This window comes from Pseudohongiella sp. O18, assembly GCF_021729085.1.
GTDB lineage: Bacteria > Pseudomonadota > Gammaproteobacteria > Pseudomonadales > Pseudohongiellaceae > Pseudohongiella.
The window spans coordinates 785,837-811,216 of sequence record NZ_JAJSAR010000002.1; the positions used below are offsets into that span (position 1 = coordinate 785,837).

The window sequence follows — 25,380 nt, forward strand, 5'->3', positions numbered from 1 at the left end:
CTCTGGGCAGGGAATATTATGAGTAAAAAATATGATGTAGTGGTTATCGGAGCGGGACCTGCAGGGTACGTTGCGGCCATCCGAAGCGCGCAGCTTGGTTTAAAAACCGCGTGCGTGGAAAAATGGCACGATGACAAAAACGATGCCGTTTATGGCGGTACCTGCCTGAACGTAGGCTGTATCCCATCCAAGGCATTGCTTGACTCATCACACAAATATGCCGAAGCCAAAAAAGACTTTGAAGTACATGGCATCAAGGTCAGCAAAGTGGACATTGACGTGCCCGCCATGATCGAGCGCAAAGCCAAAATCGTGAAACAGCTGACTCAGGGCGTTCGTGGCCTGTTCATGGCCAACAAGGTCGATGGTATACAGGGCACGGGCAAACTGCTGAAAGGCAAAAAGGTAGAAGTGACCGCTGCTGACGGCAGCACTCAGACACTGGAGGCTGACAACGTAATTCTGGCGGCCGGTTCACAGCCAATTGACATCCCGCCAGCGCCGGTTGATGACGAAGTCATTGTGAACTCTACGGGTGCCCTGGAGTTTCAGTCCGTACCAAAACGCCTTGGTGTCATTGGCGCTGGTGTGATCGGCCTGGAACTGGGTAGTGTCTGGTCTCGACTGGGTTCCGAGGTGGTTGTTTTCGAAGCACTCGAAACCTTTTTGCCAGCCGTTGACGAACAGGTTGCCAAGGAAGCCAAAAAGGTTTTCGAGAAGCAGGGCCTGGATATCAAGCTCGGTGCCAAAGTGGCCAGCACCAAAGTATCTGGCAAAGGCAAGAACAAGACGGTCAAGGTTACCTACAACAATGCTGATGGCGAACAGGAAGCCGAGTTCGACAAACTGATTGTTGCAGTCGGCCGCAAACCTTACAGCAAAGGCCTGCTGGCTGACGATTGTGGCGTTGAAATTGACGACCGCGGATTTGTCAAAGTTGACGAGACCTGTGCGACATCTGTACCCGGTGTTTATGCCACTGGTGACCTGGTGCGTGGCCCAATGCTGGCACACAAAGGTTCTGAAGAAGGCGTGATGGTTGCAGAGCGTATCGCCGGCAAGAAAACCCAGGTGAACTACGACCTGGTGCCATTTGTCATTTATACCCACCCTGAAATTGCGTGGGTAGGTAAAACCGAACAGCAGCTGAAGGAAGAGGGCGTCGAATACAATGTCGGTACATTCCCGTTCAGCATCAACGGCCGTGCCATGGCTGCCAATGAGTCTGCGGGTCTGGTCAAGCTGATTGCCCACGCCAAAACGGATCGCGTTCTCGGTGCCCATATCATCGGCCCAAGCGCCGCTGATCTGGTACAGCAGGTTGCCATCGCAATGGAGTTCAGTGCCAGTGCGGAAGACCTTGGCCTGACCATGTTTTCACACCCGACCCTGTCGGAAGCAGTACACGAAGCAGCGCTGGCTGTCGCCGGACACGCCATTCATGCTGCCAACAAACGCAAGCGCAGTTGATTCATGCGCGTTTGACTATAGAGGACCAATAGAATGAATCTACACGAATATCAGGGAAAGCAGCTTTTTGCGGAATACGGTCTGCCTGTTTCCAAGGGTTTCGCCGTTGACACAGCAGACGCTGCCGCAGAAGCCTGCGACAAAATCGGCGGTGACATGTGGGTGGTCAAGGCTCAGGTGCACGCGGGCGGCCGTGGTAAGGCCGGTGGCGTAAAACTGGTCAAGAGCCGTGATGACGCCAAAGCATTTGCCGAGCAGTGGCTGGGCAAACGCCTGGTGACATACCAGACAGATGCAAATGGTCAGCCTGTCAGCAAGATTCTGGTTGAATCCTGCACCGACATCGACAAAGAACTGTATCTCGGGGCTGTCGTCGACAGAGCGTCACGTCGCATTGTATTTATGGCATCCACCGAAGGTGGTGTTGAAATCGAGAAGGTTGCGCACGAAACTCCAGAGAAGATCATCAAGGCGACAATCGACCCGCTGGTTGGACCCATGCCTTTCCAGGGTCGCGAACTTGCGTTCAAACTGGGTCTGACAGGCGACCAGATCAAACAGTTCACCAAGATCTTCATGGGCCTCGGCAAACTGTTCAAGGACTACGACCTGGCACTGCTTGAGATCAACCCGCTGGTCATCAAAACTGACGGCAATCTGCACTGCCTGGACGCCAAGATCAACATCGATGGCAATGCCATGTATCGTCAGCCAAAACTGCGCGAAATGCATGACCCGTCGCAGGACGATCCACGCGAAGCGCATGCTGCCAGTCACGAACTGAACTATGTTGCACTGGACGGCAACATCGGCTGCATGGTCAACGGTGCTGGCCTGGCGATGGGCACCATGGACATCGTGAATCTGCACGGCGGCAAGCCTGCCAACTTCCTGGATGTAGGCGGTGGCGCAACTAAAGAGCGTGTTTCCGAAGCATTCAAGATCATCCTGTCCGACGACAACGTCAAAGCTGTTCTGGTGAACATTTTTGGCGGCATTGTGCGTTGCGACATGATCGCAGAAGGCATCATCGGTGCAGTCAAGGAAGTAGGCGTCAAGGTACCGGTTGTAGTTCGACTGGAGGGTAATAATGCAGACGTCGGCGCCAAGGTGCTGAAGGATAGCGGACTGAATATTATCGCGGCGAAAAGTCTGACTGATGCTGCCCAACAGGTAGTTAAGGCCGCGGAGGGTAAATAATGAGCATTCTGATCAATAAAGATACCAAAGTAATCTGCCAGGGCTTTACTGGTTCACAGGGTACTTTCCATTCCGAGCAGGCGATTGCCTACGGCACCAAAATGGTAGGTGGTGTAACACCGGGCAAGGGTGGCAGCACTCACCTGGGCCTGCCCGTATTCAATACTGTGCAGGAAGCAATTGATGCAACTGGCGCCGATGCCAGCGTGATCTACGTTCCGGCTCCGTTCTGTAAGGATTCCATCCTTGAAGCCGCTAACGCGGGTATCAAGCTGATCGTATGTATCACTGAAGGCATTCCCACTCTGGACATGCTTGACGTTAAAGTACGCTGCGATGAACTGGGTGTGCGTCTGATCGGGCCGAACTGCCCCGGCGTGATTACCCCCGGCGAATGCAAGATTGGCATCATGCCTGGTCACATCCACAAGCCAGGCAAGGTCGGTATCGTGTCGCGTTCCGGTACGTTGACCTATGAAGCCGTCAAGCAGACTACCGACCATGGCTTTGGTCAGTCTTCCTGTGTGGGCATCGGTGGTGACCCGATCCCGGGCTCCAACTTTATCGACATCCTGGCTATGTTCGAAAAAGATCCAGCGACCGAAGCTATTGTGATGATCGGCGAAATTGGTGGTAGTGCGGAAGAAGAAGCCGCAGCTTACATCAAGGCCAACGTCACCAAGCCAGTGGTTTCCTATATTGCGGGTGTGACTGCACCGCCCGGAAAGCGTATGGGCCATGCCGGCGCCATCATCTCTGGCGGCAAGGGAACGGCTGATGAAAAGTTTGCTGCCCTGCAGGACGCAGGTGTCAAGACTGTACGCAGTCTGGCCGATATTGGTGATGCACTGAAAGAAGTAACAGGCTGGTAAGCGCCTTGTGCACGGTTCATGTGCGTATTTCACGCGCATGAACCATCACGGCGCACAAGCGGGCCCTGAACCTAAAAAATTCTCATTTGAGAGGTTCAAAAATTCAAACGGGTTGTGTTAGTCTTGACGACATAATTCGGCAGGGAGCCTTGAATTTACGGTAAGTTGCAGGATCTGGATCACTTCTGTTACGCATTTCTACAATCATTTGATGAGTGTGTAGTTTCGTAACTGTCTGGCCCGATAATTGCTCGTTTTTACCGGCTAAAAGGAATGCTGTTTTAGAAGATCGTTGTTTGGATGGTAAACACTTACCCGGAAAAGCACGATAGATAAGAAGTCACATCCGGTGTTACACCCGGAGTGTTTAATACAATAACAGGATGGCACATGAAAAACCGTCGATTATATTCAAAGGTTCTGGCACCACTGGCCTCGCTACTGGTGATCGGAACAGCCCTCGCTCAGGACGTTGACACCAGCGCCATTGAGCAGGCTCAGAGTGTTGTAGGTGAGACTAACAGGGAAGCTGCTGAGTCTCAGGAGCGAATCAACCGTCTGTCGAACTCGTCCAGTTCTCTGTTCGAAGAATTCAAAACGGAAAGTGATAACCTGGAAGCTCTGCTGGTCTTGAATGCCAACTGGCGTCGACAGATAGCGATCCAGGAAGACCAACTGGAGACAATCTCCGAGTCCATCGCCGAAGTGCGAAACGTGACCCAGGAACTGCCTCTGCTGATGAGCCGTATGATCGCCAGTATCGAGCAGTTCATCGAGTTGGACATCCCCTTCCACCTGGAACAGCGCCGCGCCCGGATCCAGTTCGTCCGCGATGCAATCGATGATCCAAACGTTTCCACCGCCGAGCGCTTCCGTCAGATCCTGGTGCTGTATCAGACAGAAAACGCCTATGGACGTACCCACGAAACCTATTCAGCCACACTCAACCTGGATGGCGTCCCGACCGACGTCGACATGTTGCGTGTTGGTCGAATTGCACTGACCTATCAGACCAAGGACCGCACCCGCACCGGGGCGTGGGACTCAGAGTCACGTCAGTGGGTAACGCTGGAAGATGGCGCGTACCGCAATGCCATCCGTGACGCAATCAACGTCTCTAGCGGCCTGATTGCGCCAGAAATTTTTGAATTACCAATCGTTGCGCCGGAGTAAGCACAGTGAAGAAGAATATAATTAAATTAGCAGGCATTTCTCTTACGGGCATGTTCCTTGCCGTATCTACTCAGGCGTTCGCACAGGAAACGGCAGGCAGCTTGACAGAACTTCTCCGTAATGTAGAAGAAAATCGAGTACTGGAATCCCAGGAAGCCCGTCAGCGCGAGCAGCGATTCCAGCAGGAAGTTAACCAGCAGCAGCAGATTCTTGAAGAAACACGTCAGCGTATTTCTGAAGAAGAAGCTGAAAACACGCGTCTGGAAGGTGTTTTCGACGAAAACCGTACACTGCTGGCCGAGCGTCGTTCACAGCTGAACGAAGTGCGCGCCAACCTGAACGAACTGCTGGGTACCATCCAGGGCGTTGCAGGTGACTTCCGCAGTGTATTCGAAACCTCTCTGGTAAGCGCCCAGTATCCTGGCCGTACCGAGTTCCTTGATTCATTCATCGAGCGCGTAGCGAGTGACACTGAACAGGTTCGTGTTGATGAGATCGAGCGTTTCTGGTTCTACATGCAGCAGGAGCTGGTTGAATCCGGCCGTGTTGTACAGTACGAAGGCCAGGTAGGTCTGCCTTCTGGCGACCAGGAAAGCCGTGTTGTAACTCGTATCGGTACCTTCAACTCCATCGCCAACGGTGACTACCTGTCTTACAACGCCGACGTAGACCACCTGCAGGTGCTTCCACGTCAGCCAGGTGGAGACATCGTCGCCAACGCCCAGGCTCTGGAAAATGCTGATAGCGGCATCCACAAAGTCGGTATCGACCCGACTGGTGCGCAGGGCGGCAGTCTGATGGCCAACCTGATCAACTTCCCGACAGTCACCGAACAGGTTCGTCAGAACTCCGGTACTATCGGTTTTGCGATCATCGGTATTGGTATTATCGCCATTCTGGTTGGTCTGATCCGCTCCTTCCAGCTGACTCTGGTCGCTGCCAAGGTGAATTCTCAGGTCAAGTCTGACAAGGCCAACAAGAACAACCCGCTGGGTCGTGTTCTGATGGTTGCCGAGTCCAACCCGAACGTTGACACCGAAACTCTGGAACTGAAACTGGGTGAAGCAATCCTGCAGGAAACTCCGGCACTGGAACGCTTCCTGACATTCATCAAGATCATCTCGGCTATCGCGCCTCTGATGGGTCTGTTGGGTACAGTTACCGGTATGATTCAGGTGTTCCAGCAGATCACCGTTTACGGTGCTGGTGACCCGACCATCATGGCTGGTGGTATCTCCATGGCCCTGATGACAACTGTACTGGGTATCACGGTCGCCATCCCGACCATCCTGATGCACACCTGGGTTAAGAGTAAGAGTGACCGTATCATCCACATTCTGGAAGAACAGGCCACTGGTATCATCGCTCGTAAGGCCGAAGCTTCTGGCAACAAAGCTCAGGCTTAAGGGGAGACAGCATGTATTTTGCACTGCTCGACTTATCTGATGCGATCTCGGACTTCATGGCCAGAGGAGGCGGTGTTCTCTGGATCATCGGCGTACTTCTGCTGGTCATGTGGAGCCTGATCTTCGAGCGGCTATGGTACCTGCATTCCACTCACGCCAAGAGGGTGAAACACACCCTCGCGGCCTGGGCGGGTCGCTCTGATACCAAATCCTGGAAAGCCCAGCAGATTCGGAACATGATGGTGTCGCAGATTTCTCTGGATCTGCGCTCCACCATGCCAATCATCGAAACCCTGGTAGTGGTGTGTCCGCTGCTCGGGCTGCTCGGCACGGTTACAGGTATGATCGAAGTATTCTACGTAATGGCTCTGACCGGCGGTGGCGACGCCAAATCAATGGCGGGTGGTGTCTCCAAGGCAACCATTCCGACCATGGCAGGCATGGTGGGAGCACTTTCAGGGATCTTTGCCAGCAACTGGCTGAAGTCCCGAATCGATCGTGACCTGGAACTTCTCGAAGACCATATGGCCTAATTATCACTAGATACTGAATAAAGGCACAATAATGAAAACAGGTTTGATGAAGAAAAGGGATGATGAGAACACCGGGGAGATTGACCTTACCCCGATGCTCGACGTGGTATTCATCCTGCTCATCTTCTTTATTGTCACCTCGGTGTTTATCACTGAGGCTGGCATTGAGGTGGTGAAGCCGGAGGGGTCTACCGCCGAGCCCCGATCCAAGGACCTGATCCTGATTGCAATCAGCAATGATGGTCAGATCTGGATTGATGGCGAGCAAATAGATCCGCGGTTTATCCGGTCTCGTTTTGAGAGACGTCTGGCGGAGACGCCAAACGCTTCGGTCGTGATACAGGGCGACCGAACTGCTCAAAACGAGCATGTCATGACCATTATGCGAGCGGCACGCGATGCGCAGATTGCATCCGTTGCCATATCTACGGAGAACTAGAAGATGAGTATACTTCGATGGGTAGTCTCTCTTGGACTGGCGGGTCTTGTGACACTGGGGCTGTTCTATTTCATGCAGGCGCTGATTGCTACTGGCGGTGAGCTGGAGCAGAACACCAATATCATCCGTATCGTTGATGCGACCATGCCAGAAATTGAAATGGAAGTGATCCGGGATGTAGAGCCACCGGAAGAGATTGAACAACCGCCGGAAGACACACCACCACCACCGGATCGTAATATCGATATGGATGGCGGCGGCGATCTGAACATTGCCCGCGAAAACGTGAATGTTGATATCGGCCTTGATATTGGTGCGGCCGGCCTCAGCGCTACAGACGGTGAAATGCTGCCGCTGGTAAACATTCAGCCCCAGTATCCAACACGTGCCGCTCAGCGTGGTATCGAAGGCTGGTGTCAGGTTTCGTTTACGGTAACTGAAACCGGTGGCGTACGTGATGTTGTTGTGGTCGATGCAGAGCCACGTGGCATGTTCGACTCAGCTTCCATCCGAGCTGCTGAACGTTTCCGCTTTCAGCCACGTGTTGTGAACGGTGAAGCGGTAGAAGTACCGAACGTTCAGTACGTGTTCCGCTTTGAACTGGAGGAGTAAGAGAATGAGTGCTGTAAATACAATTCTCCGATCCGCCATGATGGCTGCCTTCCTGGCGACCAGCGCGTCAGTTGGCACCATGATGCTGGCCACGCCTGCCTACGCTCAGGAAGAGGATGATGGTCCGCGTGAACCACCACCCACACGACGTTCAGACACACTGAGCGACCGTGTCTATCGTGTCATCGCGGAAGTTCAGGAGCTGATGAACCCGTCCGAAGAAGGGCAGGAGCCGGATCTGGCCGCTGCCAAGCGTGAACTGGACTCCTTGAACGAGCGCTACGATACGCTGAACGACTTCGAAAAGGCCACGATGCTGAACTTCTACACCAACTACTATCTAGGTGTGGACGACATTCCGAATGCGTTGGCGACTTTTGAACGTATCCTGACGATTGAGGACCTGCGTCCCGAACAGCGTCTGCGTTCACTGCAGTCGCTGGGTCAGCTTTACGCCAGTGAAGAGCGCTATGAAGACGCGATTCGCACGCTGGAAGAGTGGCGCAATCTGTCAGCCGATGAAAACGCAACTGTTTATAACGTGCTGGCACTGGCTCACTACAACCTGCAGCAGTTCACGCCTGCAATTGACTATCTGCTCAGCTATATGGATCTGCTGCGTGCAGAGGGTCGTGAGATTGCGCGAAACGTCTACACGCTGCTCAATGTCATGTACATTGAACTGGAAGACTATGAGTCAGCGCTGGACGTCACCAAGACTCTCGTAGCCCTGTTTGATGAAGGCGCTGACTGGCGTAACCTGGCAGCCATTTATGGCTTCCTGGATCGCGAGCAGCAGCGTATTCAGACCATGGAACTGGCCTACGTCAAAGGTTACCTGCAAAGCGAAGGCGAGTACATGAACCTGGCTCAGTCGCTTGCTGGTCTGGATGCTCCGATTCGGGGCATCGAGATCCTCGAAGATGGTATCGAACAGGGTATTGTCGAAGAGAATGGCGACAACCTGCGTCGACTGACTCAGATGTATATCATTGCATCCGAGTTTCAGGCTGCAGTTGAACCTGCAGAGCGTCTGGTTGAAATCGTTGATGATGGCGAAGCCTGGGACTACCTCGGCTACATTCATCTGATGAACCGTGACTACGCCAGCGCTGTTGAAGCAATGCAGACTGCGCTGGACCGCGGCGGCCTGGAGAACACTGGCGATGTCCAGCTGTCTCTGGCGCGAGCCCTGGTAGAACTGGATCGTTATGACGAAGCCCTGACCGCCGCGCAACGTGCGCAGCAAATGGGTGCCAACAACGCTGGTCAGTTTGTATCGTTCGTTGAAAGCTCCAAGGCGCGTTACGAAGCGCTGCAGGAGCAGAAAGAACGCGCAATCGAATACTACCAGTCTTGAAATCGGGGCCACTGGCCCCCATAAAAAGCCCGGACACCGAAAGGTCTCCGGGCTTTTTTGTTTCTGGGCTCTACTTGCTACACGCGGGCATTTGCCAAGATGGCCAGGCGCGAGGCGACCAGAGACCAGACACTGATTAATAGAATTCAAGACAGCAGAGGTTTGTTGCATGACAACAGATATGAAAAAGGAAACGCGTGGATTTGAAACCGAAGCCAAGCAGCTACTGAAGCTGATGATCCACTCGCTGTACAGCAATAAGGAAGTATTCCTGCGCGAGTTGATTTCAAATGCATCGGATGCTGCAGACAAGCTCCGCTTCCAGGCTTTGTCCAACCCCGATATTTACGAGGGTGATACCGACCTCAGGGTTTTGATCGACTTTGACAAGGATGCCGGTACCATCACCATCAGCGACAACGGCATAGGCATGGATCGCGAAGACGTGATCAGCAACCTGGGTACAATTGCCCGGTCTGGCACCGCCCAGTTTCTACAGTCTCTCAGTGGTGACCAGAAAAAAGATTCCCAGTTGATAGGCCAGTTTGGTGTCGGTTTCTATTCAGCATTCATTGTTGCCAACGAAGTTGAGGTCATAACCCGCAAGGCCGGCACAGCCGCCAGCGACGCGGTGCGCTGGGTCTCAGCAGGGGAGTCTGACTACTCCATAGAGGCAACCGAGAAGGCGGGTCGCGGCACCACAGTTATTCTGAAGCTGCGTGATGACTCCAAAGACTTTGCGGACGCCTATCGAATCCGTCAGGTCGTCAAGAAATACGCGGATCACATTGCCATACCGGTATTGCTGCCAAAGCAGAACTTCGACGATAAAGATGAAGGTAAGTCTGCTGAAGCACCTGAATACGAGGCAGTCAACGACGCCAAGGCTCTGTGGACACGCCCAAGGACGCAGGTAAGCGACGACGAATACGTCGAGTTCTATAAGCATGTCTCTCACGACTACGAGAAACCACTTAGCTGGAGCCACAACAAGGTAGAAGGCAAGCTGGAATACACCAGCCTGCTGTATCTTCCTGCTCGAGCCCCGTTCGATTTGTGGAATCGTGATGGCGCCCGTGGTCTGAAACTCTACGTGCAACGCGTCTTTATCATGGATCAGGCTGAGCAGTTTCTACCTCTGTACCTGCGCTTCATCAAAGGTGTCGTGGATTCCAACGATATCTCCCTGAACGTATCACGCGAGATTCTGCAGAAAGACCCAGCTGTAGATTCAATGCGCAGTGCACTGACCAAACGTGCGCTGGATATGTTGGCAAAGCTCAAAAAAGACGAGCCTGAGAAATACGCCACTTTCTGGAAAGAGTTTGGTCAGGTGCTCAAGGAAGGTCCAGGTGAGGATTACAGCAACCGCGAGGCTATCGCCAAGCTGTTGATGTTTGCCAGCACCCACGAGCAGAGCACTGGGCAGGATCAGAGCCTGGAAGATTATATTTCACGCATGAAGTCTGATCAGGAGAAGATCTACTACCTGATTGCTGATTCCGCCAAAGCCGCCAAAGGCAGCCCGCACCTGGAAATTTTCCGCAAGAAAGGCATAGAAGTCCTGCTGTTGTCCGACCGGATTGATGAATGGCTGATGAGCCATCTGCATGAATTCGATGGCAAACCGCTGCAGGATGTTGCCCGCGGCGAACTTGATCTGGGCAAGCTGGATGACGAGGAAGAGAAAAAGGCGCAGGAAAAGCTCGAAGAAGAGCTGAAACCTCTGCTCGAGCGCGTCCAGAATGCACTGGGAGAGCGCGTTAAGGAAGTCAGAATCAGTCACCGTCTAACTGACTCAGCGGCTTGCCTGGCGATCGATGAGGACGATATGGGCGCGCAGATGCGACGCATCATGCAGGCATCCGGACAGGCAGTGCCTGACACCAAGCCGATCTTCGAGCTGAATCCGACACACCCATTGGTCGACAAGCTGGAACATGAGCAAAACGAAGAGCGCTTCGGCGATCTGATTTCAATATTGTTCGATCAGGCGAGTCTGGCTGATGGCAATGAACTGGAAGATCCAGCCCGGTTCAGCCAGCAGCTCAACAAGTTGCTGCTTGAGTTGTGCAACTGATTTGAGGTCTGTGTTTGCGGGGCAGGGAGGCCCCGCAAACAAAAGAAGTCAGAAACTTTCTCACATCTGCTGCAGCGGTTCTATACCAAGCAGATTCATACCTTCACGCAATGTCTGCGCAGTCAGGCTGGCCAGCGCAAGACGACTGGCCTGTATCTCCGGCTCGGATTTAAGAATCGGGCAGCTCTCGTAAAACTTCATGAACAAGCCGGCCAGCTCAAACAGATACTGACACAGCTGGTTCGCATAACAATCCTGACCAACCTGACGGACAGCCTCGGACAGTTGCAGAATCTTCAGCAACAAGGCTCGTTCTTCTGCGGCAATCGCCTGAATCTGTGAGCCCGGTTTAACACCTTCTGCTTCCAGGCGGCGGACCACGCTCTGAATTCGCGCGTAGGCGTACAGCATGTAGGGTGCCGTATTGCCATCAAAAGACAGCATGGTAGACCAGTCAAATATGTAATCGCTGGTGCGATTCTTGGACAACTCAGCATACTTTACCGCCGCGACACCCACCGTATCCGAGATTTCCCGGCGCTGTGCTTCTGGCAGATCCGGGTTCTTGTCGGACACCAGCGCAAATGCCCGCTGGACAGCCTCATCCAGCAGCGCCTTGAGTTTGACAGTATCACCACTGCGCGTTTTGAAAGGTTTGCCGTCTTCACCCATCATCGTGCCGTAGGCAACATGTTCCAGGCTGCAATCACTACGAACCAGACCTGCGGCCCGTGCTACTGCAAATACCTGCTGAAAATGCAGGCTCTGTCTGGCATCAACGACATACAGCACCCGGTCAGCGCCGAGCTGACCAGAGCGATAGCGAACGGCGGCCAGATCGGTCGTGGCATAAAGATAACCGCCATCCCGCTTTTGAATGATCACGGGCAGGGGAGTGCCGTCTTTACCTGTGAACTCTTCCAGGAAGACACACTGCGCACCATCTGACTCGGTCAGCAGCTTTCTGGCAGAAAGCTCATTAACTATCTTCGGCAAGTCATTGTTATAGAAACTTTCCGCACAGAGATCGCTGGGCTTAAGTTTGACCTGAAGCTGATCGTAAACTTCCTGACAATGACGCAGGGACTCTTCGATAAAACGCTGCCATGCCGCCAGACACTCGGCGTCACCCTGCTGCAGCCGCACAACATAACTGCGCGCCAGATCAGCAAATCCGGGTTCATCGTCGAAACGCTGCTTGGCAGCCCGGTAAAAACTCTCAAGATCCGCAAGGCTGCCAGACACTGATTCACCCTGTTCAATCAGTGATGTCATGTGTGCGATCAGCATGCCGAACTGAGTTCCCCAGTCGCCCACATGGTTCTGTCGTATGACGCAGTGTCCCAGGGCTTCGAGAACGCGGACGATCGTGTCGCCGATGATGGTGCCTCGCAAATGCCCGACATGCATTTCCTTGGCAAGGTTCGGGCTGGAGTAATCCACCACAATGGTCTGTGTAGTGTTATCAGGCAGTATCAACGGTGCCTTCGATTGCAGAATCGCGGTAGCACGCGTATTTAGCGCTGAGTCATCCAGAAACAGATTGATAAATCCCGGTCCGGCGACCTCGGCTCGACTGACCAGTCCCGCCACATCCAGAGCAGCCAGTACTTCCTGGGCAACCTCTCGGGGATTGCGACGCAGCTGTTTCGCGACTGACATCACGCCATTGGCTTGGTAATCACCAAACTCGGGGCGGGAGGCGTAGATGACCTGCGCTCTGGCATCAGTGATGCCGGTCACCTTGACCAGTGCTTTGGTTACGGCAGCATCAAGCGTCTCTTTGAGGGTCTGCATGCGGGACTTCCTGTATATAACTCGAGAGGTGGAATCAAATAGCGGCTAAATTTCAAGCAGCGCGGATTTTACACTATTCAGGGCTGGGCTGCCGGATCAATCTGTCCCTCAGCTGAACTGCAACACTGATATAATGCCGGCTTTGCCGCACAGCGATCAGACCGCAGCCATGAATGATCAAAAACACTCACCGCAAGCTGACAGAAATTACCAGGGGGCAGCCACAACTGGGGTCCAGTATATCTCAGTGGGTGAACACGCTACCGGTCAGCGACTGGACAACTTTCTCATGTCGCGGCTACGTGGATTACCCAAGTCGCACCTTTACCGACTTATTCGCAAAGGCGAGATTCGCATCAATAAAAAACGCTGTAAGCCCGACAGTCGAGTCACGGAAGGCGATGTCGTTCGTGTTGCGCCATTGCGACTCAGTGTGCGGGACGCGCCAGTGCCACCAGGTGCTGAGCTGCAGCGCGCCCTGCAGCAGTCGATCCTGTACGAAGACGATCATCTGCTACTGCTCAACAAACCCGCCGGAATGCCCGTGCATGCGGGAACCGGCACGGCAGCCGGCGTGATTGAGGCCTTGCGTCATATGGCAGGCGAGGGTGGCTATCGGGAACTGGCACACCGACTTGATAAAGAGACCTCTGGTTGTCTGCTGGTGGCGAAATCGGCGATTGCGCTCAAAACCCTGCAAGTGGCCTTCAAAAAGCGGCAGGTCAGCAAGATCTACCAGGCCATCGTGCATGGCAGCTGGTCAGCAGACCTGACGCAAGTGGATGCGCCCCTGCTGAGGGTTCAGCCCCAGCAGGGAGAACGGATCGTCAAGACTGACAATAGCGGAAAATCTGCGCAGACTGAGTTTCGTCTGTTAAAGGACTACGGCACGGCCAGTCTGATCGAGGCCAGGCCGCTGACCGGGCGTACTCATCAGATCCGCGTGCATTGCCAACAGGCAGGTCATCCTATTCTGGGGGACGACAAGTATACCTACCATCGCCCGCACTCATTCGGCAAACTGCGCTTTTTATGCCTGCATGCCAGCGCTCTGTCTCTGGACCATCCTGTATCAGGCCAGACACTGGCAGTCTCAGCGCCACTGCGATCAGCCATGCAGGAATTACTGACACAACTTGACGAAAGCCGGGCGTAAAGCCGAAACTGGCAGTAACAACCCGTAAAATATGCAAAAAAGCGCATATTTTTTTGACAGCGAACGCCGTTGCCCCTATTATTGCGCGCCTATGGCTGACACCCTCGATTTTGCCTCCCCAGTACCTGCAATTCTGGACTCCCGAAAGGTCTTCAGACAGGGGCTGTTGATAGAGGGAAGTATTGCGGTTGCTGAGCTGAAGCAGCTTTGCAGCATGCTCAGCAGTGCCGAAGGGCGAGTCAGTGCCAGACTGGAATTTGGGTTTGACGACGCTCGCAGACGCAAAATCGAAGGTCGCGTATACGGTGAATTATCGTTGCAGTGCCAGCGCTGCCTCGACACAGTCAGGGTCGCGGTGAGTGAGCCGATTAACCTTGCGGTGGTAAGCAGCGAAGACAGCGCTCGCCAGTTACCGGCGGACATCGACCCCTTGCTGGATGTCGATGAGGAAATCAGACCGCCAGAGCTGATAGAAGAACAGATGATACTGGGTTTGCCGATTGTGGCAACGCATAAACATTGCGAACCACACACGGCTTCGGTGACGCCGCCAGCAAAGGCTTCGGAGAAACAGTCCGCGTCATCAGTCAGCAACCCATTTGCGGTGCTGGCAGCACTTAAGAACAACAGCGAAAAAAACAGCGACACACACTGATTTAGTTATCGTTTTTATAAACAGGAGTACCTGAAATGGCCGTTCAACAGAACAAAAAATCCCGCGCTCGTCGCGACCAGCGTCGTAGCCACGATGCTCTGACTGGCGCAACTCTGTCTGTGGACAAAACCACAGGTGAAGTACATCGCCGTCACCACGTGACTGCAGATGGCTTTTACAAAGGCAAAAAAGTACTGAATCTGGGCGACGAGTAAGTTTGACGAAAGTCAGACGTATTGCAGTGGATGTAATGGGGGGCGATCATGGCCCCCATGTCACGGTGTCGGCCTCGCTCAAAGCGCTGCGCCGACATCATGACCTGCATCTGATACTGGTGGGCCCTGAGCAGGAGATAAATCCCTCATTGGACTCACTGTCTCCCGCTCTGCGTGCCCGTACCAGTGTCCTGCATACTGATGATGTGATCAGTAACCATGACAGACCCGACCGAATTCTTCGTTCCAGCCGCAACAGCTCCATGTTCATCGCCATCGACCAGGTGAAACAGGGCCTTGCTGATGCCTGTGTCAGCGCCGGAAACACCGGAGCCCTGCTGATGGCGGGTCGCCACCTGTTAAAGACCATCCCCGGTATCGACAAACCCGCCATTATGGCCATGATCCCAGTGACGCGTGCCGGTGGATACAGCTATCTTCTGGATGTTGGCGCGAATGTGCGCAATTCTGCGCGAGAACTCTATCAATTTGCCTGCATGGGTGCCGTTCTGGCCAGCTCATTATCCGGGCGCAAATCTGCTCGAGTCGCTCTGCTGAATATTGGCGAGGAGTCCATCAAGGGCACGCCCGTCATCCAGGATGCCGCGCAACTGCTGGCCGATAACCCGGATTTTGAATACCTGGGATACATCGAAGGCAATCAGCTGTTTTCAGGGCATGCCGATGTCATCGTCTGTGACGGTTTCACCGGCAATATAACCATCAAGACCAGCGCGGGAGCAGTCAAGGCACTTCAGGCCCTGATGCGACGCAGTATCGCCAGACGCTGGTACTACAAGACGTTCAGCTGGATACTCAAACCACTGCTGCGGGATCTGCGCCGAGAAATAGATCCTGCCCGTTATAACGGCGCCACGCTGGTGGGACTGCAGGGTATCATCGTAAAAAGCCATGGCAATGCCAACGAGAAGGGCTTTCTCAAAGCAATAGAGCATGCCCTGAGACAGATCAACGATAACGTTCCGGCACTGATTGCCGGTAAAATGGTGTAAACAGCGAGAAACAGATATGCCTAAGATTGGATTCGTATTTCCTGGCCAGGGCTCCCAGCGCAGCGGGATGCTTGCGGACATGATTGAACAGCACCCAGTCATCAGCACCACATTCGCCGAAGCCTCGGCTGTGATTGGTCAGGACCTGTGGCAGATAGTCGTCGACAACCCTGACGGTCTGCTGGATCAAACCTACATCACTCAACCGGCGCTGTTGACGGCCTCGGTGGCGTTATGGCGTGCCTGGATGCAGGAAAAGGGCCCTTTGCCGGAAATGCTGGCAGGTCACAGCCTCGGTGAATACTCTGCTCTGGTCTGCGCCGGTGTATTGAGCTTTACCGACGCCGTATCACTGGTCCATAAACGCGGCCAGTATATGCAGGACGCCGTTCCGGCGGGTACCGGCGGCATGGCCGCGATCATTGGCATGGACGACAATCGCATTGATGATATCTGTGCCGGCGTCGCCGATGGTGACACTGTTTCAGCGGCAAATTTCAACTCTCCCGGCCAGACCGTGATTGCAGGCAGCAAGGCCGCTGTCGAGCGCGCGATGGAGGCATGTAAAGCCGCCGGCGCCAAGCGGGCTCTGCCCCTTAATGTCAGTGTTCCGTCTCACTGCGCCCTGATGAAGCCGGCTGCTGACCGGCTGGCCGACGACCTGGCGAAGGTAGACTTCCGCCGCCCGGAAATCCCCGTGGTACAGAATATCAATGGACGCGCGACGCGTGAGCCCGGCGAGATCAAGGATAATCTGCTTAAACAGCTTTATATGCCCGTGCAGTGGGTGGACACAATTTACTGTATGCGCGACTTTGGCATCGCCAAGGTTGTAGAATGCGGCCCCGGCAAGGTGCTCAGTGGTCTGGTGAAACGCATTCACCCGGAACTCGAGTGTTTTGCGGCTGATTCATCAGAAGCGCTGGCATCAGCGCTGAAGAACGTCAAATAGCACAACGTTGCGAACAAGGAGTCAATGCTGATGAGCATTTCAGGAAAAGTTGCACTGGTCACTGGCGCGAGCCGCGGAATTGGTCGTGCCATTGCGGCAGAGCTGGGCGCCCAGGGAGTCATCGTGGCTGGTACTGCAACCACCGAGAACGGCGCTCAGGCAATTACGGAATTTTTTGCCGAAAATGGCATCAAAGGCAAAGGATTTTGCCTCGACGTATCGTCAATGGAAGCAGTAGACAATGTCATGCAGGCCATCAGTAATGAGCTGGGTGAGCCGCCTCTGATTCTTGTCAACAACGCGGGGATCACGCGTGACAATCTGTTGATGCGCATGAAAGAGGATGAGTGGGACAGTGTCATCAACACCAACCTCAACTCACTCTATCGCGTGTGTCGGTCCGCACTTAAGGCAATGACCAAGGCCCGTTGGGGAAGAATCATCAATATCAGCTCGGTGGTCGCTTCAAGCGGCAATCCCGGACAGAGCAATTATGCTGCCAGCAAGGCAGCAGCAGAGGGATTCACGCGCTCTCTGGCCCGTGAAATTGGTTCACGCGGCATTACCGTGAATGCCATCGCCCCCGGATTTATCGATACCGATATGACCCGGGCGCTTAACGAAAAACAGATTGAAACGCTGCTGGCCCAGATTCCGTTGGCCCGTTTCGGCAAACCAGAGGAAATCGCTTCGGTTGCCAGTTTCCTGGCTTCCGATGCCGGCGCCTACATCACAGGTGAAACCATTCAGGTCAATGGTGGTATGTACATGGCCTGAACCAACACTGACGAGGGTTCGATTATAGGATAAGCAATTAGTGAAAAAGAAATAATAAGATGCTGAAATTTATGAAAAATAATTCGAAGCATTCAATTATTTTCGAGTTTGAGATTACAAGCGCATTAAAATAGATGTAAACTTGCGATTCGGATTATGTCAGTTGGTCAAATAATAACCAATTTAATCGGAATGCATGACAAACCTTAAGGTACTAGGAGCTAATAAGAGTTATGAGCAGCATTGAAGAACGCGTGAAAAAAATTGTCTGCGAGCAGCTTGGCGTGAAAGAAGAAGATGTCAAAGCCTCCTCTTCTTTTGTTGAAGATCTGGGCGCCGATTCTTTGGACACCGTGGAATTGGTTATGGCTCTCGAAGAAGAGTTTGAGACTGAAATTCCGGACGAAGAAGCCGAGAAGATCACAACTGTCCAGCTGGCAATCGACTACATCAACCAGCACCTGTAATAGCATTCCGCATATCGGATTGACTCTAATAGAAGCTACTCCGGGGACAGGCTTGGAGTAGCTTTTGTTTATTACGTGGAGAACTACGCTTTGAACGGCAGACGAGTAGTAGTTACCGGCCTGGGGATGGTCACGCCACTTGGCAACGATGTGACAAGCACCTGGGATGGACTTAAAGCAGGGAACAGCGGCATCAACCTGATCGAGCATTTTGACGTGTCTGCATTCAGCACACGTTTCGGTGGTTCGATCAAAGCATTTGACAGCGAACCCTATATTGCTCCCAAAGACGCCAAACGCATGGATGTCTTTCTGGTCTACGGCGTCAGCGCCGGCGTCCAGGCGATGCGGGATGCCGGTCTGGAAGGCGACGAAGCAGCATTCGATCCTGCCAGATTTGGTGCGGCGATTGGCTCGGGCATTGGCGGCATCAGTGCTATCGAAGATACCGCTGAACTGATTCGCAACTCTGGTCCCCGCAAGGTTTCCCCATTTTTTGTACCGGGCTCGATCATCAACATGATCGGCGGCTCGCTGTCCATACGTTACAACCTGCAGGGACCCAATATTGCAATAACCACCGCCTGTACAACCGGCACACACAATATTGGCCTCGCCGCCCAGATGATTGCTCTTGGTCAGGCTGATCTCATGTTGGCTGGCGGTGCAGAGATGGCAACATCACCAGTGGGTCTGGGCGGTTTCTGTGCCGCTCGCGCGCTTTCGACCCGCAATGACGACCCGCAGTCCGCAAGCCGCCCCTGGGACAGATCACGCGACGGCTTTGTGCTCAGCGATGGCGCCGGCATTATGGTTCTTGAAGAATACGAACATGCAGTGAAACGCGGTGCAAAAATATACGCAGAGCTGACCGGGTTTGGCATGAGCGCCGACGCCTTCCACATGACCTCACCTTCAGAGAACGGACGCGGCGCGGCGACCTGCATGCAAAATGCATTGAACAGTGCCGGACTTGACGCCAGCGACATTGATTACATCAATGCACACGGCACGTCCACGCTGGCTGGCGACATTGCAGAAACCCAGGCCATCAAGACGGTGTTCGGTGAGCATGCCAGCAAACTGGCAGTCAGCTCCAGCAAATCCATGATTGGTCACCTGCTGGGTGCGGCCGGTGCGGTCGAAGCCATCATCAGTGTGCTGTCGCTGCACGATCAGGTCGTTACACCGACAATCAATCTTGATGAACCGGATGACGGCTGCGATCTGGACTACGTGCCAAATACAGCACGTGATGCCGCGTTAAGGGCCGTACTGACCAACTCCTTTGGATTTGGTGGCACTAATGGTTCACTGATTTTCACCAAAGCACCCTGAGTCCGTCACCGAGGCGGATGTCATGCAGATGCCGAAACAGCTTACTCAGGTAGACGGCATGATGACTGACCAGTTGCCGACATCAGACCGTGGTCTGATGTACGGCGATGGTCTGTTCGAAACCATGCGCCTGCAGGCAGGACAGTATTCTCACCTCGAGCAGCACCTGCAACGACTGCTTGCTGGCTGCAGGCAACTCTCCATTACGGTATCGCCTGAAACTATCGAGAGCCAGCTGCAGCGTTTCCTGTCTGAGCTGCAGCATCAGGCCCTGGATAACGCCGTAATCAAATTGATCATTACTCGCGGCAGTGGTGGCCGTGGATACCAGCCGCCAGTCGACGCGAAGCCCCGAATCATTCTGCAATCGCATCCATTGCCCGCCAGGCTGTCCCATTACCAGCAACACGGAATCACCTGCATCACGGCCAGGCAGACGGTTGCCAGTCCCGCCGTTCTGCCCGGTGTAAAGCACCTCAATCGTCTGGAGCAGGTTCTTGCCAGTATTGAGCTGCAGCAGGCATCACAAAGGCATGAGGACACGCAGGAAGCATTGATGGTGGATACCGCCGGCAGGTTGCTGGAAGGTACCCGAAGCAATGTCTTTCTGGCCAATGAGGACAGCCTGTTTACGCCCTCAATTGCTGAGGCGGGCATCGCAGGAATCATGCGCCAGTTGGTGCTGACGCTGGCAGAGCAGCGTGGCTGGTCATTGGTCGTGGGGCAGCTGCCTGTTACGCAAATACAGGGTTTTCAGGAAATGTTTGTCTGTAACTCCATCATCGGCATATGGCCGGTGAACTGTGTCTCAGTTGGCGGACAGGAGATCCTGTTTCCTCAACACCGTTTTGCCAGAGAAATTCAGCAAGTTCTGGCATAATGCCGCCATGCTTTCTCTTTCCCGGCTTATCAAGTACTTCTGCGTCATGGTGGCACTGTGCATCAGTGCGGCACTGCTTGGCTGGTTGAGCCTAAACCGCTATCTTGAATCACCGATAGGAGAGGGCGGTTCCTCCGCTGAAAGCATTGTGATCGACATCCCGGCGGGATTTGGGGTCAATCAGGTGGCCTCATTGTTACAACGCGAGGCGGGCCTCAAGTGGCCTCGTATATTCGCGGCCTGGACTCGTGCGCAGGGCCAGGATCGTTCCATCCGCAGTGGTGAGTTTGCAATAGAGCCCTCGATGACACCGCCAGAGATTCTTGCCTTGCTGGTCTCCGGGCGGAATGTGCAATATCCGGTCACGCTGGTTGAGGGTTGGACCATCGATCAGGCCCTGAGTCAGTTATGGGCCATTGACACGATTTCCAGCACGCTTCAGGGCCTGACGCACGAGGAGATTCTGGCACAACTGCAATCTCCCTATCCCGCTCTGGAAGGCAGCCTATTTCCTGATACCTATTTCCACACACGTGGCACAACCGATATTGATATTCTGCGACGCGCTAATCAGCGACTGCAGCAGACAATGAATGAGCTCTGGCCAGCGCGGGATGCGGCGCTACCATACGAGACCCCGTGGGAAGCGCTGATCATGGCCTCAATCATCGAGCGCGAGTCAGGGTACAATGCCGAAAAGAATGCAATCGCAGGCGTCTTTGTGCGCCGCCTGCAGCGAGGCATGCGCCTGCAATCGGACCCAACGGTAATTTACGGGATGGGTGCCGAGTATCAGGGAAATATCAGGCGCCGCGATCTTGAGACGACCACGCCCTGGAACACATACCGGATTAACGGGCTTCCGCCTACACCGATTGCCCTCAGCGGTCGGGCGTCGATAGAGGCAAGTCTGCACCCGGCAGAGGGAACGGCACTGTATTTCGTTTCCAGAGGCGATGGCAGTCATCAGTTTTCCGACACACTGGAAGAACACAACGCTGCTGTGCGTCAATACATTCTCAACCGCACGAGTGACTAGACAATGATGGATGGGTCAGGGAAGGGGATGGGTAAATTCATCACCGTAGAAGGCATTGAAGGCGTCGGCAAAACAACCAACCTCGCCTGGCTGGTGGAGTGCCTGGAGGCAGCCGGGATCGACTACATCCAGACCCGTGAGCCCGGTGGAACGGCGCTGGCCGAGCAGATTCGCGAACTGTTACTGACGCCCCGTGAAGAAAACATGCACGCGCTGACCGAATTATTGCTGGTCTTTGCGGCTCGCGCGCAACATCTTGAGCAGCGCATCAAACCGGCCCTGCAGCGAGGCCAGTGGGTGGTCTGTGATCGCTTCACGGACGCTACCTATGCCTATCAGGGGGGCGGTCGCAATCTCGACAAGCAGGCGATCGCCACGCTGGAGACGCTGGTCCAGGGCTCTCTGCGCCCAGACCTTGTTCTGTTGCTGGATATTGAACCGGCAGTCGGCCTGGCCCGCGCCCGCAAACGCGGTGAACCTGACCGGTTTGAACAGGAGGCCATCAGTTTCTTTGCGGCTGTCCGTGACGAGTACCTGCGGCGAGCTGCGGCTGACCCCTCACGATACCTGATCATTGATGCCGGGCAGGAGCTGTCTGATGTTCAGGCATGTCTCAAACAGGAGCTCTCGAAATTCATCCTCAAGGCCAGACCACCGGTAACGCAGAACCCATGAGCGATCTGACACACCAACAAACTGGCAACCCGGTAGCTGCTGTCGGCAGCTATTATCCGTGGCATCACTCTGCCTGGCAGCAGATAGTCAGCCAGCAGCGTCGCGACCGTCTGGCTCATGCCTATCTGTTCACAGGTCTGCCTGACACCGGTCGTCACCAATTCGTTCTTGGTGTGGCTCATTACGTATTGTGTGAGGCTGATAAAATCACCCACAGTAAAGCCTGCGGTCGGTGCCGGCAATGTCTGCTGTTCGCCAAGGGTTATCATCCAGATGTCCTGCAGGTAAAGCCGGAAGAGGGCAGTCGCGCCATCAAAATTGACCAGGTTCGCCAGATTGCCGATCACGTGCAGCAAACCAGTAATCAGGCGAGTGCCACCAAGGTCATTATAATCCAGCCAGCCGAGGCACTCGGCACGGCTGCGGCCAACTCTCTGCTCAAGAGCCTTGAAGAACCGCCCGGTAAGGCTTTGTTTTTATTGATAGCAGATAGTGGTGATAGCCTGCTTGCGACCATCCGAAGTCGTTGTCAGAACGTCGCTCTGCCTTCCCCTACATTCTCGGACACACAAGCCTGGCTTGCCACGATGTCTGCTGCTGACAGCGACACCCTCGCATCAGCGGCGGCACTGGCTCCGCGGCAGCCATTTGCTGCCTTGCGCATGCTGGAAGAGGGTGTCCCGGCCTGGCGCGAGATTCTTACTGATAAACTGATATCGCTCAGAAACGGAGAGGAATCCGTGACCGAAGTCGCGCGATTCTGTGAGAAACAGCCAGTAGCTCATGCTATAAACCTGATGACCGATTTGTGTACTGAGCAAGTGCGCTCGCTTGCTGTTGAGCCGCAAAGCCGAACATCTGCACGTATCAGACAACTGCTCAAACTGCAGCGTGAAATTTACAGAGTTTCAGCTCAGCAGGAATCCACCAGCAATCCTAATTTGTTGATGAGTCTGGAGTATCTGTTGAGTCAATGGCAGGAACTGTCACCCGGTCGCTGACTGCAACCGTTTCAGGTGACCGATCAAGGCATACAGCCAGCATGGAAGACAATAATGACGCATGGAGAATGGACTCTTGCAAACACTACTCGCCACGCCGGCTTATAAGCCACCGCGCCTTTTGAAGATCTACTTTGACGATCCGGCCATACTCGCCGCCTGCTACTTGCCGTTTCTCAAACAGGGTGGCCTGTTTATACCAGGAGACTATGACGAACTCAGCAGCGACGCGGTGATGCTGCTGTTGCGACTGCCGGGCGAATCCCAGGCCGAAATGCTGCGTCTTGACGTTGTCTGCAGCACACCGCTGGGTGTGCCGGGCAAACAGCCAGCCGGAATAGGGCTGGGCTTCAACGCCGAGACCGCCGGGGCGGCCGCTCGAGTTCGGGAGATAATTTCGCCATTCAGCGCAGCCCAGGGCAGCGCTTTCCTGGGATCGTGGTAAACTGTCTTCAGGACTTACCTTTCTCGAATTCACGAAGTGGTATTCGGTTCCGGCGGCCCAGGCCAAAGACCTGAACCTGACCTCTGCTCTCAGGAGAATACGCCATGCCATTGAAGTCAATGATAAAATTTGCGGGTCTGTGTATGCTGATGTGGCTTGTCAGCTGTTCACCAGACAATAATCCTGGCGTTGCCAGCGCAGCCGAGCAGCCCATTGCACTTGAGGTATACAAAAGCCCGACCTGTGGGTGTTGTGGCATGTGGGTAGACCACGCCTCAGCCCGGGGTTTCGCATTCACCGTCCAACATCTCGATAATGACGAGTTGACGCTTGAGAAACTGCGCCGCGGCATCGGCCTGCGCTATCACTCATGCCACACCGCCGTGGCAGAAGACGGGTCTGTTTTTGAAGGTCATGTCCCCGCCTACCTGATCCATCAGTTCCTGGCAGACAAACCGGAAAACGCAATTGGCCTGGCAGTACCTGGCATGCCAATCGGTAGCCCGGGAATGGAAGTAGGCGACCGTTTTCAGCCTTACGACGTCTATCTGCTCAATGCCGATGGCACCGCTGAGGTCTATACTCATGTTGGAGACTTCGAGTCCCAGTATCAGACGGCGTCAGTTGAATAACTCAAGTTGCGAAACGCGCTCCGCGAGGTGTTTCGCGAGCGCGAGGCTGGCCGTCAGCCCCGGCGATTCAATCCCCAGCAAATGGATCGCCGCGCAGTCCTCAGTTTTCTGTTCAACAAGCTGGAAATCCTGAAAACCACTACCTGTGATGCGAGTGCGAATACCGGCATAGTCTGGCACCAGACGTGATTCATCCAGCGCGGGGAAATAACGTCGGATCTGTTCCGCGAACAATTCGCGCCGCGATGCATTCACGCTCAAATCCAGCCTCTCTTCACTATTAATGTAGGGCGCCAGTTGCTCCACATCGGGCCCAAATCGACAGCTTCCAGCCATATCCAGTGTGGCGTGGATCCCCAGTCCATTGCCCGTTGGGTCAGGCACCGGATAGATCAGATGACTGAACGGCGAGCGCCCCTGATAGGTAAAATAATTGCCTTTTACCCATTTGATAGATGGTAGTGCCTGATTCGATGCGAAACCTGACTGGTGCAGGCGCTCTGCGATAGCAAGGGCACCCAGTCCGGCGCAATTGACCATCAAGCGGCAGGAAACCTGTGACGTTTCCGCACTGACGCGATGCCAGTTACTTATCAATTCAAGCTCCAGCCCTTTGCCACTGTCGCGGGGCCTGACATCGCCGAGACGGGTAGCCAGCGCCAACATGAGCCCATTTGCCTGTGCCTGCCCCAGTAGCGACCCCATGAATTCATGGCTATCGATGATGCCTGTACTGGGTGACCATAAGCCTGCGTCAGCCCTTACGAGGGGCTCGCGACTTGCTATCTGGGAAGCATTCAGGCTCTGCAGATTCACAACCCCGCTGGCACGAGCATTCTCTGCGATTCTGTTTAGAGCTTCTTCCTCTCCTGACTGCGCCACAATCAGTTTGCCAATCTGACGGACCGGCACCTGGTACTGTCTGCAGTATTCGTACAGCAGGTCCCGACCGGCGATACAAAAGCGCGCTTTCAGGCTGTCGGGCGCATAATAAAGCCCTGCGTGTATTACTTCACTGTTGCGACTACTGGTGCCCTGACCAACGCTGTCAGCCTGTTCAATCAGGGCAATACTGGTACCGGGCAATAACTGACTCAGCTGCCGCGCAATTGCCAGCCCGCAGACGCCAGCGCCGACAATGCAGATATCAACTTCGAAGTTCAAAAATTCCTGCCAGATGATACGTTTTGTAT

26 protein-coding genes are annotated in these 25,380 nt (G+C 54.3%); 24 read left to right on the forward strand and 2 right to left on the reverse strand.

The annotated features are described in order from the left end of the window. Positions 1–18: 18 nt before the first annotated feature. The 10 genes from lpdA (at position 19) to htpG (ending at position 11,145) form a co-directional block, all read left to right on the forward strand. Positions 19–1,470: a dihydrolipoyl dehydrogenase gene (gene lpdA, locus LVD14_RS10870; protein WP_237134099.1), complete on the forward strand. Its 1,452-nt coding sequence runs from the start codon at positions 19–21 to the stop codon at positions 1,468–1,470. Between the two features lie 33 nt (positions 1,471–1,503). Next, complete coding sequence (gene sucC, locus LVD14_RS10875) at positions 1,504–2,670, forward strand: ADP-forming succinate--CoA ligase subunit beta (protein WP_237134100.1); 1,167 nt, start codon at positions 1,504–1,506, stop codon at positions 2,668–2,670. Next, positions 2,670–3,542: a succinate--CoA ligase subunit alpha gene (gene sucD / locus LVD14_RS10880; RefSeq protein WP_237134101.1), complete on the forward strand. Its 873-nt coding sequence runs from the start codon at positions 2,670–2,672 to the stop codon at positions 3,540–3,542. Before sucC ends, sucD begins: the two co-directional genes overlap by 1 nt. 390 nt (positions 3,543–3,932) lie before the next feature. Further along, positions 3,933–4,715 (forward strand): DUF3450 domain-containing protein, encoded by a 783-nt coding sequence (locus LVD14_RS10885; protein WP_237134102.1) that lies wholly within the window; start codon positions 3,933–3,935, stop codon positions 4,713–4,715. 101 nt (positions 4,716–4,816) lie between these two features. Further along, on the forward strand, positions 4,817–6,121 hold the full coding sequence (locus LVD14_RS10890; RefSeq protein ID WP_237134103.1) for a MotA/TolQ/ExbB proton channel family protein: 1,305 nt from the start codon (positions 4,817–4,819) through the stop codon (positions 6,119–6,121). Between the two features lie 11 nt (positions 6,122–6,132). Then, the gene (locus LVD14_RS10895; RefSeq protein WP_237134104.1) at positions 6,133–6,654 is read left to right on the forward strand and encodes a MotA/TolQ/ExbB proton channel family protein; all 522 of its coding nucleotides are present in this window, start codon (positions 6,133–6,135) and stop codon (positions 6,652–6,654) included. A 31-nt stretch (positions 6,655–6,685) separates the two neighbouring features. Next, a complete protein-coding gene (locus LVD14_RS10900) occupies positions 6,686–7,093 on the forward strand; it encodes an ExbD/TolR family protein (protein WP_237134105.1) in 408 nt (135 codons plus the stop codon). 3 nt (positions 7,094–7,096) lie between these two features. Continuing rightward, positions 7,097–7,705 (forward strand): energy transducer TonB, encoded by a 609-nt coding sequence (locus LVD14_RS10905; RefSeq protein WP_237134106.1) that lies wholly within the window; start codon positions 7,097–7,099, stop codon positions 7,703–7,705. 4 nt (positions 7,706–7,709) lie between these two features. Then, positions 7,710–9,065: a tetratricopeptide repeat protein gene (locus tag LVD14_RS10910; RefSeq protein ID WP_237134107.1), complete on the forward strand. Its 1,356-nt coding sequence runs from the start codon at positions 7,710–7,712 to the stop codon at positions 9,063–9,065. Positions 9,066–9,234: 169 nt separating this feature from the next. Next, positions 9,235–11,145, forward strand: coding sequence for a molecular chaperone HtpG (gene htpG / locus LVD14_RS10915; protein ID WP_237134108.1), 1,911 nt, complete (start codon positions 9,235–9,237; stop codon positions 11,143–11,145). Positions 11,146–11,205: 60 nt separating this feature from the next. Here htpG and argS read toward each other — a convergent pair whose 3' ends face one another. Then, positions 11,206–12,942 (reverse strand): arginine--tRNA ligase, encoded by a 1,737-nt coding sequence (gene argS, locus LVD14_RS10920; protein WP_237134109.1) that lies wholly within the window; start codon positions 12,940–12,942, stop codon positions 11,206–11,208. Between the two features lie 169 nt (positions 12,943–13,111). Between argS and LVD14_RS10925 the strand changes: the two genes are divergently transcribed. From LVD14_RS10925 to LVD14_RS10990, 14 genes are all read left to right on the forward strand, one after another. Then, positions 13,112–14,098 carry an RluA family pseudouridine synthase gene (locus LVD14_RS10925; RefSeq protein ID WP_237134110.1) on the forward strand — a complete coding sequence of 329 codons (987 nt, stop codon included), beginning with the start codon at positions 13,112–13,114 and terminating at the stop codon, positions 14,096–14,098. A 91-nt stretch (positions 14,099–14,189) separates the two neighbouring features. Further along, positions 14,190–14,753, forward strand: a complete 564-nt coding sequence (locus LVD14_RS10930) for a YceD family protein (RefSeq protein ID WP_237134111.1) — start codon at positions 14,190–14,192, stop codon at positions 14,751–14,753. A gap of 35 nt (positions 14,754–14,788) precedes the next feature. Continuing rightward, complete coding sequence (gene rpmF, locus LVD14_RS10935) at positions 14,789–14,968, forward strand: 50S ribosomal protein L32 (protein ID WP_237134112.1); 180 nt, start codon at positions 14,789–14,791, stop codon at positions 14,966–14,968. A 2-nt stretch (positions 14,969–14,970) separates the two neighbouring features. Then, the gene (plsX, locus tag LVD14_RS10940; protein ID WP_237134113.1) at positions 14,971–15,981 is read left to right on the forward strand and encodes a phosphate acyltransferase PlsX; all 1,011 of its coding nucleotides are present in this window, start codon (positions 14,971–14,973) and stop codon (positions 15,979–15,981) included. 16 nt (positions 15,982–15,997) lie between these two features. Next, a complete protein-coding gene (gene fabD / locus LVD14_RS10945; protein WP_237134114.1) occupies positions 15,998–16,933 on the forward strand; it encodes an ACP S-malonyltransferase in 936 nt (311 codons plus the stop codon). 30 nt (positions 16,934–16,963) lie between these two features. Then, complete coding sequence (gene fabG, locus LVD14_RS10950) at positions 16,964–17,710, forward strand: 3-oxoacyl-ACP reductase FabG (RefSeq protein ID WP_237134115.1); 747 nt, start codon at positions 16,964–16,966, stop codon at positions 17,708–17,710. A 233-nt stretch (positions 17,711–17,943) separates the two neighbouring features. Continuing rightward, complete coding sequence (gene acpP / locus LVD14_RS10955; RefSeq protein WP_058021632.1) at positions 17,944–18,177, forward strand: acyl carrier protein; 234 nt, start codon at positions 17,944–17,946, stop codon at positions 18,175–18,177. Positions 18,178–18,267: 90 nt separating this feature from the next. Then, on the forward strand, positions 18,268–19,515 hold the full coding sequence (fabF, locus tag LVD14_RS10960) for a beta-ketoacyl-ACP synthase II (protein ID WP_237134116.1): 1,248 nt from the start codon (positions 18,268–18,270) through the stop codon (positions 19,513–19,515). Between the two features lie 22 nt (positions 19,516–19,537). Continuing rightward, positions 19,538–20,395: an aminodeoxychorismate lyase gene (gene pabC / locus LVD14_RS10965; RefSeq protein WP_237134117.1), complete on the forward strand. Its 858-nt coding sequence runs from the start codon at positions 19,538–19,540 to the stop codon at positions 20,393–20,395. A gap of 7 nt (positions 20,396–20,402) precedes the next feature. Beyond that, positions 20,403–21,434: an endolytic transglycosylase MltG gene (gene mltG, locus LVD14_RS10970; RefSeq protein ID WP_237134118.1), complete on the forward strand. Its 1,032-nt coding sequence runs from the start codon at positions 20,403–20,405 to the stop codon at positions 21,432–21,434. 27 nt (positions 21,435–21,461) lie between these two features. Next, positions 21,462–22,109, forward strand: coding sequence for a dTMP kinase (gene tmk / locus LVD14_RS10975; protein ID WP_237134119.1), 648 nt, complete (start codon positions 21,462–21,464; stop codon positions 22,107–22,109). After that, the gene (holB, locus tag LVD14_RS10980; protein ID WP_237134120.1) at positions 22,106–23,110 is read left to right on the forward strand and encodes a DNA polymerase III subunit delta'; all 1,005 of its coding nucleotides are present in this window, start codon (positions 22,106–22,108) and stop codon (positions 23,108–23,110) included. Before tmk ends, holB begins: the two co-directional genes overlap by 4 nt. Positions 23,111–23,186: 76 nt before the next feature. Next, positions 23,187–23,555 (forward strand): pilus assembly protein PilZ, encoded by a 369-nt coding sequence (locus LVD14_RS10985; RefSeq protein WP_237134121.1) that lies wholly within the window; start codon positions 23,187–23,189, stop codon positions 23,553–23,555. Between the two features lie 104 nt (positions 23,556–23,659). After that, on the forward strand, positions 23,660–24,187 hold the full coding sequence (locus LVD14_RS10990) for a DUF411 domain-containing protein (protein WP_237134122.1): 528 nt from the start codon (positions 23,660–23,662) through the stop codon (positions 24,185–24,187). Here the strand turns inward: LVD14_RS10990 and LVD14_RS10995 are convergent. After that, on the reverse strand, positions 24,176–25,351 hold the full coding sequence (locus LVD14_RS10995; RefSeq protein WP_237134123.1) for an NAD(P)/FAD-dependent oxidoreductase: 1,176 nt from the start codon (positions 25,349–25,351) through the stop codon (positions 24,176–24,178). The two genes, LVD14_RS10990 and LVD14_RS10995, sit on opposite strands and share 12 nt — an antisense overlap. Positions 25,352–25,380: the final 29 nt, after the last annotated feature.

Coding starts and splice junctions, on each gene's coding strand:
- lpdA (WP_237134099.1), top strand. CDS start 19: ATGAGTAAAAAATATGATGTAGTGGTTATCGGAGCGGGACCTGCAGGG.
- sucC (WP_237134100.1), top strand. CDS start 1,504: ATGAATCTACACGAATATCAGGGAAAGCAGCTTTTTGCGGAATACGGT.
- sucD (WP_237134101.1), top strand. CDS start 2,670: ATGAGCATTCTGATCAATAAAGATACCAAAGTAATCTGCCAGGGCTTT.
- LVD14_RS10885 (WP_237134102.1), top strand. CDS start 3,933: ATGAAAAACCGTCGATTATATTCAAAGGTTCTGGCACCACTGGCCTCG.
- LVD14_RS10895 (WP_237134104.1), top strand. CDS start 6,133: ATGTATTTTGCACTGCTCGACTTATCTGATGCGATCTCGGACTTCATG.
- LVD14_RS10900 (WP_237134105.1), top strand. CDS start 6,686: ATGAAAACAGGTTTGATGAAGAAAAGGGATGATGAGAACACCGGGGAG.
- LVD14_RS10905 (WP_237134106.1), top strand. CDS start 7,097: ATGAGTATACTTCGATGGGTAGTCTCTCTTGGACTGGCGGGTCTTGTG.
- LVD14_RS10910 (WP_237134107.1), top strand. CDS start 7,710: ATGAGTGCTGTAAATACAATTCTCCGATCCGCCATGATGGCTGCCTTC.
- htpG (WP_237134108.1), top strand. CDS start 9,235: ATGACAACAGATATGAAAAAGGAAACGCGTGGATTTGAAACCGAAGCC.
- argS (WP_237134109.1), bottom strand. CDS start 12,942: ATGCAGACCCTCAAAGAGACGCTTGATGCTGCCGTAACCAAAGCACTG.
- LVD14_RS10925 (WP_237134110.1), top strand. CDS start 13,112: ATGAATGATCAAAAACACTCACCGCAAGCTGACAGAAATTACCAGGGG.
- LVD14_RS10930 (WP_237134111.1), top strand. CDS start 14,190: ATGGCTGACACCCTCGATTTTGCCTCCCCAGTACCTGCAATTCTGGAC.
- rpmF (WP_237134112.1), top strand. CDS start 14,789: ATGGCCGTTCAACAGAACAAAAAATCCCGCGCTCGTCGCGACCAGCGT.
- fabD (WP_237134114.1), top strand. CDS start 15,998: ATGCCTAAGATTGGATTCGTATTTCCTGGCCAGGGCTCCCAGCGCAGC.
- fabG (WP_237134115.1), top strand. CDS start 16,964: ATGAGCATTTCAGGAAAAGTTGCACTGGTCACTGGCGCGAGCCGCGGA.
- acpP (WP_058021632.1), top strand. CDS start 17,944: ATGAGCAGCATTGAAGAACGCGTGAAAAAAATTGTCTGCGAGCAGCTT.
- pabC (WP_237134117.1), top strand. CDS start 19,538: ATGCAGATGCCGAAACAGCTTACTCAGGTAGACGGCATGATGACTGAC.
- mltG (WP_237134118.1), top strand. CDS start 20,403: ATGCTTTCTCTTTCCCGGCTTATCAAGTACTTCTGCGTCATGGTGGCA.
- tmk (WP_237134119.1), top strand. CDS start 21,462: ATGGGTAAATTCATCACCGTAGAAGGCATTGAAGGCGTCGGCAAAACA.
- holB (WP_237134120.1), top strand. CDS start 22,106: ATGAGCGATCTGACACACCAACAAACTGGCAACCCGGTAGCTGCTGTC.
- LVD14_RS10990 (WP_237134122.1), top strand. CDS start 23,660: ATGCCATTGAAGTCAATGATAAAATTTGCGGGTCTGTGTATGCTGATG.